Genomic DNA, 12468 nt, shown 5'->3' with positions numbered 1-12468 from the left:
AACCGTGCCATGTGGTCAGATGTCTCCTGGATCAGGTGACAGATGATCAGTACACTCGGAATGACATGTGATAAAGATATTGTGAACGTTCCAGTTTCGGTACAACCTGTACCATGTATTTCACGCGATCTATATTTCGATGGGCGACGTTTTCATTTTGTCCCTGTTTTTTGGGGATGGACAGCGAAATACGGTGCACGTTGGGCACCTTTATAGTGTTGGTTCAGATATTGCTTCCATAGTCTCGGTAAGGATTTAGCGATGGAAAGGCACGAAATCTTGGAACACGCCCGTATTGTGAATGCTGTGGTCGAGTCGCGCGGCGCCATGGATACGACGGAAGTCGGGCCGGCGATTGCCCAGTCATGGAATCGATGCGTGCGAGACTTTGGCCTGGATCCGGTTCGCGATGAGCCGGTGGTCATTCTTGACAGCCGTGAACTCAAGGATAGACAAGAGCCCCTGGAGTCCTTGCGTGCGATCGCGCAAGGCGAAATGGCGACGCTATACCAGCAGTTGTCGGGATCCGGTNTTTCAGTGTTGCTGACCGACCGGGAAGGCGTGGTGCTGGATTATCTGGGCGATCCTTCGTTTTCCGAGGCCGCGAGGCAGTGCGGGATGATCGAAGGCGCGCTGTGGAGCGAGCAGTACCAGGGTACCAACGGCATGGGCACCTGTGCCATCGAGAAACGTCCCCTGCTGGTCCATCACCATGAGCATTTCCTGTCGCGCAACGTCGGGCTGACCTGTTCGGCCGCTCCGATCTTCGACCATGAAGGCCGGCTGATGGCCGTCCTGGATGCCTCCAGTTTTTCCCACCTGGCACAACAGCACACCCTGGTCCTGGTGAACATGTCGGCGCAGATGATCGAGAACCGCGCCTTCCTGTGCAATTTCCGCGACCATTACGCATTGCGCTTCCACAGCCGGCCCGAATTCATCGGGACACTTTGGGAAGGCGCGCTGGCCTTGAATGAGGAAGGCCATATCCTGGCCGCCAACCGGAGCGCCTTGTTCCAGCTTGGCTACAAGAAGCATGCTGACTTGGCGGGACTGCAACTGCGTGATCTCTTCAATACGGGCATGGATGCCCTGCTCGGACGGAACAATCAGGGATGGCTCAACCCGGTCGCTCTCTATGAAGCCAAGCGGGGCAATCGTTTCTTCGGCCTTGTCCAGCCGCCCGAGGCCCGCGGTTCCGTTCTGTCAGGCCGGGCGTCGCGACAGAGTGTTCCCGAAAGCCCGCCTGTGGGCGAAGACAAGATTATCCGTCTGAGTGAACTCCAGTTCGGAGACCAGACCATGGAACATAACGTTCACTGCGCCAAACGCGTGCTGGGCCGGGATATCCCAATCCTGCTGCTGGGCGAGACCGGGACGGGCAAGGAAGTGTTTGCCCAGGGGGTCCACCAGGAACAGGCTGGCGGTAAGCGTCCCTTCGTGGCAGTGAACTGCGCATCCATTCCGGAAACCTTGATCGAGAGCGAACTTTTCGGTTACAAGTCGGGGGCATTCACCGGCGCCAATCGTGAGGGTCGTCGCGGGAAAATTCTCCAGGCGAACGGCGGTACCCTGTTCCTGGATGAAATCGGCGACATGCCCGTGATGTTACAGGCCCGTTTACTGCGGGTACTGGAAGAACGCGAAGTGATTCCGCTGGGTGGCGAAACGCCCGTCAAGGTCGACATCAAGCTGATCAGTGCCACCCACCGCGACCTCAAGGAACTGGTGGCGGAAGGGCGCTTTCGGGAAGATCTGTACTACCGCCTGCAGGGCATTACGCTGAACCTCCCGCCTTTGCGCGAACGAGGAGACAAGCGCGAGCTCATCAACCATATCCTGAGTCTGGAATGCGGGGAAAGGGAACGGGTGGGATTGAGCAAAGGTGCCTTACGGCAGCTTGAATCGTATGCCTGGCCTGGCAACATCCGCCAGTTGCGCAATGTCCTGAGAACGGCTCTGGCTCTGTGCGACGGCCCTGAAATCACGATTTACGATCTGCCTGAAGAAATCTGTACACAAGCACCCCGGTCGGAAACCGATGACAGCGCTGGCAGCAGTAAGGAGACCCCGTTGTCGGCGCTTGAGACGGCGGAACGGGAAACGATTTTGCTGAACCTGGAANAGAGCCGCTGGAACGTCACGCTCGCGGCTCGGAATCTGAAAATCAGCCGCAACACGCTGTATCGCAAGATGAACAATCTGAACATCCGCATCAACAAGGAGGAATGATTTGATGCCATCCCCGTTTGTCACCTGGGTTGAGCCTGCCGATCTGGGTTTCAATTCCGCTCACTTCATCACCTATGGCAATGTCTGCGAAAACCTGCATGGCCATAACTTTCACACGCGCGTGACGGCGCACGGCGAAGATACGGGCGAAGGCTATGTTCTGGATTTTGTCGCACTGACCCGCCTGGCGCGGGAAATCTGCCAGGAGTTGTCCGATCGCGTGATCTTGCCTGCCACCAGCCCTGTCGTCCGACTGACCGAGGAAGATGGCCTGGTCAAGGTGGAAAGTTTCGGCAAGCGTTTCTGGATCGAGAAGGAAAGCTGCGCCATTCTGCAGATACCCAATGCCACAGCGGAGTTGCTCGCCCGGCATATCGGCGAACGCCTGACCGAGGCGCTGCACCGGGAAAACCTGGCGGGAGGCGTCCATTTGCTGGAAGTCGGGGTGGAGGAGGCCGATCGCCAATGGNGGTTCTCCCGACACGTCTTCCCGCAATGAACCCTGAGGCAAAGCCGTGCTAGTGCAAGAAACGCCCCGCATTGCCTGGGGACTGACGGGTTCGGGACATTACCTTCGCGAAAGTCTGGAAATTATCGAGACGCTTCCGGATGTCGACCTTTTCGTTACGCGGGCTGCAGCCGAGGTGCTCGGAATGTATGGCATTCCGCTCAAGAGCCTGCGCGAGAGAATGCGCGTCTTTCAGGACCACACGGCCAGCAGCGTGCCGGTAGGCTTTCTCTATAGCGGCCACTACCACACGCTGATCATCGGCCCGGCCACCTCCAACACCGTGGCCAAATGCGTGGCCGGAATCTCCGACACGCTGGTCACCAACCTTTATGCCCAGGCAGGCAAATGCCGTATTCCCAGTATTGTGTTTGCTTGCGATTGCGAGCCAACGGTGATCACCGAAGCGCCAGGCCAGACCGTTACGCTCTATCCCCGGCCCATCGACCTTGAAAACACCGAAAGGCTGAAGCGTTTCCCCTATACCGAGGTGGCGGAAAGCATCGAGGCACTGAAATCTGCCATTGATCAAAGAATGACATGTCTGAGCACATCCTCTTCCTGACGGGCCGCTTGGCTGAGCTGCAGTTGAGGCGTGTACTCACGGAAATGGGCGACGCGGGTTTTACCTGGGACGTGCAGGTGCCGGGTGTACAGGTGGCCGCCTTGCTGACGGGCGACATGATCCGTCGCCGCTTGACGGATACCCAGNGGGCGGACCGCATCCTGCTGCCCGGCCGTTGCCGCGGCGACCTGGCGGCCTTGTCCGAGCATTTCGGCATCCCTGTCGAACGAGGGCCCGACGAACTCATGGATTTGCCGGCGTTTNTCGGTCGGCAACGCCGTGCCCCCGATCTGTCGCGCCACGATGTCCTCCTGTTCGCCGAACTGGTCGATGCACCGCGTATGCGTATCGAGGCCATATTGGCTCAGGCTGCCCGCTATGTTGGCGATGGCGCCGACGTGATCGATATCGGCGGCTTGCCGCAGACACCGTTTCCCCATCTGGAAGAAACGGTGCAGGCGCTGAAGGCGGCGGGTTACCGGGTCAGTGTCGATTCTCTCGATCCGGACGAATTGTTGCGCGGCGGCCGGGCGGGCGCGGATTATCTGCTGTCGCTCACCACGGACACCCTGTATCTGGCCGACGAAGTGGCAGCCACGCCCATCCTGATTCCCGCGCAACATGGTGACCTGGACAACCTGATCGAAGCCATGCAACGGATGGAGGCGAACAATCGCCCGTATTTCGCCGATCCCATTCTGGATCCGCTGCCGTTCGGATTCGCGGCATCGCTGGCACGCTACCATGAACTGCGCCGGCGAATGCCGGAGGCCGACATCCTGATGGGCACCGGTAACCTCTCCGAGCTCACGGATGCCGACACTGCCGGTATCCATGCCTTGTTGCTGGGCGTCATGGCGGAACTGAACATTCGGGCGCTGCTGACCACCGAAGTCAGTCCGCATTGCCGCAGCGCGGTACGCGAGATCGATGCCGCACGCCGGATGATGTTCGCCGCCCGTGAAGGGCAGAGCCTGCCGCGCGATTTGTCCGATGCGCTGCTCGGCCTGCATCACCGCAGGCCGTTTCCGTACGACCGGGAAGAAATCGCCGCGATGGCGAGCGCCGTGAAGGACCCCAGCTTCCGTATCCAGATCAGCGAGGAGGGCCTGCACATATACAACCGCGACGGCATGCACAGTGCGACCGATCCGTTTACGCTGTGGCCGCATCTCAAGCTGGAGCAGGATGGCGGCCACGCGTTTTACCTGGGTGTCGAACTGGCCCGGGCGCAGATCGCCTGGCAACTCGGTAAGCGTTACAGCCAGGACGAAGAATTGACCTGGGGCTGCATGGGACTGCGCCGTGAGGAAGAAAATCTCACGGTTCAATGCGGACCCGGCACTACGCGCACAACCTCTCCTACGGAGCCATCATGAGCATGATCCTGGAGGCCATCCTGACCACCGCCACGCCGGATGGCGGAACGCACATCGCCCCTTTGGGTTTCCGGCGCGAAAACGGATATATCGTCCTGTCGCCTTTCCATCCCTCACGCACGCTCGACAACCTGCGCGCCACCGGCGTGGCTGCGATCAGCCACCCCACCGACGTGCGCGTATTCGCCGGCTGCCTCACGGGACGGCGCGATTGGCCGCTCGTCCCATGCACCCAGATCGCTTGCGGCCGGCTCGCCGACGCGCTCAGTCACAGCGAATTGATCGTGGAACGGGTCGAGGAAGACGCGGTTCGGCCCCGCTTCATCTGTCGTGAACTGATCCACGCCAACCATGAAGCCTTTCCCGGTCACAACCGCGCGCAGGCGGCCGTCATCGAGGCCTGCATCCTGGTCAGCCGGCTCGGCATGCTGCCAGCCGACAAGGTAAAGCAGGAAATGGATTATCTCGCCATCGCGATCGGCAAGACGGCGGGACCACGCGAATGGGAGGCCTGGAATTGGCTGAAGGAAAAAATCGACGCGCACCGCCAGCAGGAGCAGGCGGCATGACGGGCTGGCTCGCCAGCGTGACGGATGCCGATGAGGCGCGGCTGGTGCTTGCCGCGGGCGCCGACATCGTCGATGCCAAGAATCCCCATGCCGGCGCACTGGGCGCCTTGCCCCTGGATACCGTACGTGCCATCGTCAACGCCGTGGGCGGGCAGGCGCCAGTCAGCGCGACAGTGGGCGATTTCCCCAACATGGAGCCGCATGCCGTCGCCCGGGCCGTCGACATGATGGCCGCTACCGGCGTCGATTTCGTGAAGATCGGACTGTTCCCGGCCCCGGCATTGCATGATTGCCTCGCGGCACTGGCGCCCCTGTGCGGCCAGCACCGTCTGGTTGCCGTCTTGTTCGCCGACCGCAACCCGGACATCGGGCTTGCCGATCGGCTTGCCGAATATGGATTTGCGGGCATCATGCTGGACACGCTGGACAAGACTGCGGGCGGCCTGCTTCGGCATCAGCCTGTCGCGCGTCTCGCCCGCTTTGTTGACCATGCCAGACAGCGGGGTCTGATCAGCGGCCTTGCCGGATCCTTGCGGGTAACGGACATTCCCATACTCGCGCCGCTTGGTGCGGATTATCTGGGGTTTCGTGGTGCCTTGTGTCGCAATCATGCCCGTACCCAGTCGCTGGATACGGAGGCCATGCTTGCCGTCTCCGATGCCATTGTGAATATACGAGGGATGTCCGAGCAAACAATGGCCTGCGTATGAGCTTGCGCAAGCCCTCGGACTTTCTGGCCATTTCCATGAGCGGTTACGATTGGCGGGACAGGTAAGGGGAGGGCTGGCAGACCGACACCGCCAAGCCAAGGCCCTCAAACCCGTTCAAAACGACAGTCAGGCCGTTTTGCCGGCCTTGTACTCCAGCCATTTCTCGACCTGCTCGTCCCAGTCGTCTGAACGGAAGAAGGGGTTGGCGCGTGGCTGGGTGATCATGTTGGGATCGACCGGCAACTCCAGGCCTTCGAGGAAATTGGTCAGCCCGATGCGCTCGATCATCTCGCCCGTGCGCTCGTGCTCCAGCGCATTTTCCGCAAAGAAGTCGATGACATTGCGGCCCAGTTCGTTCAGTTTCTCGAAGTCTTCATCCGTCTCCAGTTTCATGAACGGGATCACGACCGTGCCCATGGTCGCGCCGATCTTCAGCACGCCCTTGCCACCGATGAGTATTGTAACGCCCTTGTCCTTTCCTGGCAGGAGACCGCCAGGCATGACGTTCAGGCAATGCATGCAGCGCACGCAGTTCTTGTTGTCGATACACAGGGTTTTGCCGTCGCCCAGGTCGGCGGCAGACACATGTTCGCTGGCCTTGAACTTGTCGGAAGACACCAAGGTGATGGCCTTGGTCGGGCACTTGGTGATAACGTCGTTGATGAGATCCTCCATGCCGTGGACCTTGTAGTAAGCCTGAACCAGGTCTTCATCGACCCGGATGTTGTCGCGCCAGGTCCCGATGGTTGCCAGGTCGGAGCGCATGATGGCATTGACGCAGTCGTTCGGGCACCCNGAAAACTTGAACTTGAATTTGTACGGCAGCGAAGGACGATGCATGTCGTCTATGTTGTTGTTGATGACGGTGCGCAGCGCCTTGGCTTCGTCGTAGCAGGACATTTCGCAACGCGCCGCGCCGACGCAGGACATCGAGGTCCGCAGCGAGGGCCCCGCGCCTCCGAGGTCGAAACCCATCTCGTTCAGGGCGTCGAAGGCTTTCTGGACGTTCTCGGTGCGGATGCCCTGGAACATGATGTCGCCAGACTGGCCATGGAAAGCGATCAAGCCCGAGCCGCCCGTTTCCTGCCAGACGTCGCACATCTTGCGCAGGAGGTCTGAGGTGTAGTGCATGCCGGCTGGCGGCTGGATACGCAGCGTGTGGAACTCGGCTGCCTCGGGGAATACAGGCTTGCCGTGCTCATCCTTCAGTTCGGTGAAACGTGGAATCACGCCACCNCCGTAGCCGAATACGCCGACAGTGCCACCTTTCCAGTAGCCGGTCTTGGTCTTGTACGACGTTTCCAATTGGCAAAGCAGGTCATGCATCATGTCACTCTCTTTTGCCAGGCGTTTGAGGCCGGTGACAAAACTTGGCCATGGACCTTTCTCGAGTTCATCAAGATTAGGGGTGGCGAACTGGGGCTTGCTCATGTCGATCTCCTTCGGGGGTAAATGCCTGTTGCAGGGATTGCTCTGCCATTGCCTCATCAAGCAAAGATAGTTTTCTCATCTATTTAACAAACGATATTTTTTATTGTTATATATCGATTTATTCGATCGATAATCGTAAGCGTGATCGCGCCAACGAGGTTGGCCAAACCGATAAGATGTGTGAATGTGTTGCCCATCGCAAAGATCGATGACTGCCCAGGCTTGGGGTGGATTTCAGGTCGTGGGCGAGTGGATAGCTGAATTTCTTCGAGGGTTACCGAAATTCCGTTGTCCAGACACTAACCGGCTGAACTTGTCAGCCCGAATCTAATAATTCGCATAATGTATATTATGTTAAATAATAAAAATAGTTACATTTGAAACTATTTCCAGCGCTATGATACTAACCAACCCACTGGCTGGCATGGCAAAGACGTGAATCTGGACTTCACCTATTTCGAGAATGGTATCGGTCGCATATCCGGGCAACTGCCTGGCATGCCCCAGGACCGAGTTGTGCTGAACCGTCTGTTCTTTTATGTTTTCAAGGAATTGGACGATGTTTATAACCAACATCTTTCAGAGTTTGGGCTCAACAGTTCGAGCTTCCTGGCGCTCGCCATGATTTTGAGCAGCGAGGACAACCGGTTGAATCCCAGCCATTTGAGCGACGCGTTGATTGCATCCCGTACCAATGTGACCCGATTGGCGGATGACCTGGTCGGTTCCGGCTGGGTCAGTCGTAAACCGTGCACGCAAGACCGCCGACGGGTGGAACTGTCGCTGACGCCGTCAGGACGGAAATTGATCCTGGCCGTGTTGCCAGTCATCTGGCAACGGATCGAGCAGCAATGGAGCGATTTCAGCCCGGCCGAGATCACCGAGTTCGACCGCCTGCTGAGGAAGATGCTGGAAGGCCTGCGGCACTTCAGGATGGCCTCATGAAGCGGCTGCTGCCTGGTGTGTTCCTGTTGGTTGCCGGTTGTGCCGAACTGCCGCACGACCTGCCGGCCCGGCCGGCGCTGAAGGCACCCGAGACGGCGGCCACGCTGTCGGCTTTGTCCAACCCGTCCGCGGGCACGGATAGCTCGCTTCTCCAAGAACACTGGTGGACGTCCTTCGGGTTAGCCAGCCTGGATCAGTTGATCGACACCGCCTTGCGGGATGCCCCTGATCTGGCTGCCGCGCAGGCGCGTCTGCGCGTGGCCGATCAATCTGTACGCCTGGCTCGCCTGGATGCCCAGGTGCACTATGAAACCAATGCTTCCGTCACCCGCGAACACCTAAGCAAGAATGGACTGTTTCCGCCTCCTATCGGCGGCAGTACCTTCACCCAGACCGATATCACCGAGAACCTGTCCTACACACTCGACTGGTGGGGCAAGAATCGGGCGCTGATCCAGGCGGCGGGCAATGAGCGGCAGGCGGCACGCGACGAAGCTGAAGCCGTTCGCCAGACCCTGGCGGCAGCGGTCGCCGATACGTATTTTGCCTGGGCCGATGTCGAGGCTCGCCTGGCAGCCGCCGGCGCATTGACCCAGAGCCACCGCAAGGCGCATGCGCTGGTCAAGGCACGTTTCGATCTGGGCCTGGATTCGGCACAGCCGCTGATCGATGCGCGCAAAGAGCTGGACCTGGACGAGGACCGGACCCGCAGCCTGGACTATCTGGCACGTGCACTGCGCTATCGCATGAGCGCGCTGGTCGGCAGCGATCCGGACCACGCCGCCAGTCTGCCGACACCCGAACTCGGCGCCCGGCTCCCAGCCCTGCCAGCCCGTCTGCCGATTGACTGGCTGGCCCGCCGACCCGATGTGGCGGCGTTACGCAGCCAGGTTGAGGCCGCTTCCGACCGAAGTGCGGCGGCCAAGGCGGATTTCTATCCCAATCTGGATCTGCGCATGATGATCGGCCTGGAAACCCTCGACCTTAGCAAGCTGTTCCAGGCCAACAGCCTGTCCGCATCGATCGGTCCTGCTCTGCATCTGCCAATCTTCAACCGCCAGACCCTGAGCGCGAAACTGGGCATGCGCGAAGCGGATTACGCCGCATCTGTGGCGGCTTATAACCGCACCATACTGGAAGCTGCCCGCCAGGCCGCCGATGCCTATGCCCTGATTACGAGCCTGGAGCATAGAAGCCAGGCCCAGCAACAGGCCCTGCAGGAAACCGAACAGACCCGTTCCCTGGCGGAACAGCGCCAACAAATCGGGCTGGCCAGCCCGCTCGACGCACTCGAAGCGAACAGCGCCGTCCTCACCCAGCGCATGAATGAGATCGAGATCCAGGCCGCCCGCCTGCGCGCCCGTGTGGCGCTGTTCAAGGCATTGGGCGGTGACGCCATCCACAAGGACCCTGCCCCATGACCATTGATCCTCCAGAAGCCAATCCGGCCAAGCGCAAACGTCTGCTGACGATTCTGGCCCTGATTTTTCTTGTTGCGGCGACGATTTGGGGCGTACGCTGGTTCTTGCACAGCCGCGGACACGAAAGTACCGACGACGCCTATGTGGCCGGCAACCTGGTGCGGGCCACGCCGCGTGTCGCCGGCTCGGTGGTGGCAGTACTGGCCGACGACACCGATTTCGTGAAGCAGGGCCAGGTCGTGGTGAAGCTGGACGATACTGACGCCAGGCTGGCCCTCGCCAAGTCCGAGGCCGATCTGGGGAAATCGTGCGCCGGATCAGCCAGACCTTCGAGGCCCACGTCCAGCAGGCTGCCAATCTGGCCGTGAAGCAACGCACCCTGGAACAGGCCGAGGCCGATCTGGTGCGGCGCGAACGGGCGGTCGCCGTCGATGCGATCTCGCGCGAGGAAGCCGAGCATGCCCGCGCCGCACGCGACAAGGCCCGATCCGAGCTCGATCTGGCGCGCGCCCAATTGGCCGCTTCGAAGGCTGAAGTGGGCGGCACCTCGGTAGCGACCCATCCGGCCGTCAAGCAGGCCGAAGCCCGGCTGCGCGAAGCCTGGCTGGCCCTGAGTCGCTGCGAAATCCGGGCGCCTGCCGATGGCCAAGTGGCCAAGCGCTCGGTCCAGATCGGACAGCAGGTTGCACCCGGCATGGCGCTCATGGCCATCGTTCCGATGACCCAGCTGTGGGTGGAGGCCAATTTCAAGGAAGACCAGCTCAAGGGCATGCACATCGGTCAGCCCGTGCAACTGGTTTCCGATCTCTACGGCAGCGGCACGACCTTCCATGGCACCGTAGCGGGTCTGTCACCCGGCACGGGCAGCGTGTTCTCGCTGCTGCCGGCACAGAACGCCAGCGGCAACTGGATCAAGATCGTGCAGCGCCTGCCGGTACGCATCGCGCTCGACACCAAGGAATTGGCCGAACATCCTTTGCGGGTCGGGCTGTCGATGAAAGTTGAAGTGGATACCGCCGCGGCCGGCAAGACGGACTCGCATCCCGCAACCCGCTACGTCACGCCGGTGGAAGACGCGTCCGGCGCGGATGCCCTGATCCGTTCCATTCTGCGGGCGAACCAGGTCCATACGGGCTGAGCCCATGGCCCACCCACCATTGCACGGTCCCACCCTGGTCCTGCTGACGCTGGGTCTGAGCCTGGGCACCTTCATGCAGGTGCTGGACACGTCGATCGCCAACGTCTCGCTGCCGGCGATTTCGGGCGACCTGGCGGTGAGCCCGAACCAGGGCACCTGGGTCATCACCTCCTTCGCCGTCAGCAACGCCATCGCGTTGCCGCTCACCGGCTGGCTGTCACGCCGCTTCGGCGACGTCCGCCTGTTCGTGCTGTCCACCCTGCTGTTCACCCTGGCATCGTGGCTATGCGGCCTGGCGCCCAGCCTGCCGGTCCTGATTGCCGCGCGTGTGCTGCAGGGCGCCGTGGCGGGACCGATGATCCCGCTCTCGCAGAGCCTGCTGCTGAACAATTACCCGCCGGAAAAAGGACTCGCGCTGGCGCTCTGGTCCATGACCGTGATCGTCGCGCCCATCCTCGGGCCGATTCTCGGCGGCTGGATCACCGACAACATCAACTGGCCGTGGATCTTCTACATCAACCTGCCGGTCGGCCTGCTGTCGGCCTTCCTGACCTGGACGATCCTCGGCAAGCGTTCCAGCACGACCCAGGTCGTGCCCATCGACAAGATGGGGCTGGTGCTGCTGGTGCTGGGCGTGGGGGCGCTGCAGATCCTTCTGGACAAGGGCAATGAACTGGACTGGTTCGAGTCCGGCACCATCGTCACCCTGGCGGCTGTCTCCGCGGTGGCGCTGAGCGTGCTGGTGGTCTGGGAGTTGACCGACCGCCACCCGGTGGTGGATTTCCACCTGTTCGCCCAGCGCAATTTCCTGGTCGGCACGGTCATCCTGAGCTTCGGCTACCTGGTGTTCTTCGGCAACGTCGTGATCCTGCCGCTGTGGCTGCAGACCAATATGGGCTACACCGCCACCTGGGCCGGCATGGCCGCCGCCCCCATCGGCATCCTGCCGGTGTTCCTGTCCGCCGTGGTCGGCAAGAACATGCACAAGGTCGACCTGCGCGTCTGGGCCACCTTCAGCTTCATGGTGTTCGCCGCGGTGTCGTTCTGGAACAGCCAGTTCAACACCGATGTCACCTTCGAGCACATCGTGATCCCGCGCCTGCTGATGGGCTTCGGCGTCGCGACCTTCTTCGTGCCGCTGACCGCCCTGACCCTGTCCGACATTCCGCCGCACCTGATGCCGAGCGCCACCGGCCTGTCGAATTTCTCGCGCATCCTGGCCGGCAGCTTCGGCACCTCGCTCAGCATCACGCTGTGGGACCGCCGCGCCGCGTTCCACCACAGCACCCTGACCACGCATGTCTCGGCTTTCGACCCGTCGGCGGCTGAAGCCCTCGGCAGCCTGGCCAACCCGGCCACGGACCCGGTCATGCTGGAGCGGATCATCAACCAGCAGGCGGTACTGCTTGCAACCAACGACATCTTCTGGCTGTCAGGCTGCTTCTTCGTCGCCCTGATGTTGATGGTCTGGCTGGCCCGGCCGCCCAAACGGNGGNGCGCACCGGTCGCCAGTGGTGCTCATTGAACTGGAATCCTATTCCGGCTGGGCGATTACGGAACCAAAATCCGA

Annotated in this window: 12 protein-coding genes; 11 read left to right on the top strand and 1 reads right to left on the bottom strand. The window is 61.0% G+C overall.

Translation table 11 applies throughout. The features are described 5' to 3' along the window. Positions 1 to 261 precede the first annotated feature (261 nt). The 6 genes from HZY77_RS03635 (at position 262) to HZY77_RS03610 (ending at position 5963) form a co-directional block, all read left to right on the top strand. Positions 262 to 2232, top strand: coding sequence for a sigma-54-dependent Fis family transcriptional regulator (locus HZY77_RS03635; RefSeq protein ID WP_296818843.1), 1971 nt, complete (start codon positions 262 to 264; stop codon positions 2230 to 2232). A 4-nt stretch (positions 2233 to 2236) separates the two neighbouring features. Next, positions 2237 to 2731, top strand: coding sequence for a 6-carboxytetrahydropterin synthase (locus HZY77_RS03630; RefSeq protein WP_296818840.1), 495 nt, complete (start codon positions 2237 to 2239; stop codon positions 2729 to 2731). Between the two features lie 16 nt (positions 2732 to 2747). Then, complete coding sequence (locus HZY77_RS03625) at positions 2748 to 3305, top strand: flavoprotein (protein WP_296659504.1); 558 nt, start codon at positions 2748 to 2750, stop codon at positions 3303 to 3305. Continuing rightward, complete coding sequence (locus HZY77_RS03620) at positions 3281 to 4684, top strand: DUF6513 domain-containing protein (protein ID WP_296818838.1); 1404 nt, start codon at positions 3281 to 3283, stop codon at positions 4682 to 4684. Before HZY77_RS03625 ends, HZY77_RS03620 begins: the two co-directional genes overlap by 25 nt. 2 nt (positions 4685 to 4686) lie before the next feature. Beyond that, on the top strand, positions 4687 to 5253 hold the full coding sequence (locus HZY77_RS03615; RefSeq protein ID WP_296820812.1) for a DUF447 domain-containing protein: 567 nt from the start codon (positions 4687 to 4689) through the stop codon (positions 5251 to 5253). After that, entirely contained in the window at positions 5250 to 5963 is a 714-nt protein-coding gene (locus HZY77_RS03610; protein WP_296818836.1) for a (5-formylfuran-3-yl)methyl phosphate synthase, read from the top strand. Before HZY77_RS03615 ends, HZY77_RS03610 begins: the two co-directional genes overlap by 4 nt. Positions 5964 to 6089: 126 nt before the next feature. Here the strand turns inward: HZY77_RS03610 and dsrA are convergent, their stop codons facing one another. Further along, positions 6090 to 7394 carry a dissimilatory-type sulfite reductase subunit alpha gene (dsrA, locus tag HZY77_RS03605; RefSeq protein ID WP_296818834.1) on the bottom strand — a complete coding sequence of 435 codons (1305 nt, stop codon included), beginning with the start codon at positions 7392 to 7394 and terminating at the stop codon, positions 6090 to 6092. A 435-nt stretch (positions 7395 to 7829) separates the two neighbouring features. Between dsrA and HZY77_RS03600 the strand changes: the two genes are divergently transcribed. The 5 genes from HZY77_RS03600 to HZY77_RS03580 are packed head-to-tail and all read left to right on the top strand — an operon-like array spanning position 7830 to position 12423. Beyond that, complete coding sequence (locus tag HZY77_RS03600; protein WP_296818831.1) at positions 7830 to 8339, top strand: MarR family transcriptional regulator; 510 nt, start codon at positions 7830 to 7832, stop codon at positions 8337 to 8339. Further along, positions 8336 to 9760, top strand: a complete 1425-nt coding sequence (locus tag HZY77_RS03595; RefSeq protein ID WP_296818829.1) for an efflux transporter outer membrane subunit — start codon at positions 8336 to 8338, stop codon at positions 9758 to 9760. The genes HZY77_RS03600 and HZY77_RS03595 overlap by 4 nt, the downstream gene beginning before the upstream one ends. Next, entirely contained in the window at positions 9757 to 10128 is a 372-nt protein-coding gene (locus tag HZY77_RS03590; RefSeq protein ID WP_296818826.1) for a biotin/lipoyl-binding protein, read from the top strand. Before HZY77_RS03595 ends, HZY77_RS03590 begins: the two co-directional genes overlap by 4 nt. Beyond that, complete coding sequence (locus tag HZY77_RS03585; RefSeq protein WP_296818824.1) at positions 10068 to 10898, top strand: HlyD family efflux transporter periplasmic adaptor subunit; 831 nt, start codon at positions 10068 to 10070, stop codon at positions 10896 to 10898. Before HZY77_RS03590 ends, HZY77_RS03585 begins: the two co-directional genes overlap by 61 nt. Positions 10899 to 10902: 4 nt before the next feature. Continuing rightward, positions 10903 to 12423: a DHA2 family efflux MFS transporter permease subunit gene (locus HZY77_RS03580; protein WP_296818822.1), complete on the top strand. Its 1521-nt coding sequence runs from the start codon at positions 10903 to 10905 to the stop codon at positions 12421 to 12423. Positions 12424 to 12468 lie beyond the last annotated feature (45 nt).

Origin of the sequence: Thiobacillus sp. (assembly GCF_013693775.1) — a bacterium.
Lineage (GTDB): Bacteria > Pseudomonadota > Gammaproteobacteria > Burkholderiales > Thiobacillaceae > Thiobacillus.
Note: the sequence above shows the minus strand (reverse complement) of the source record. Positions and strands in the feature narration are given on the sequence as shown.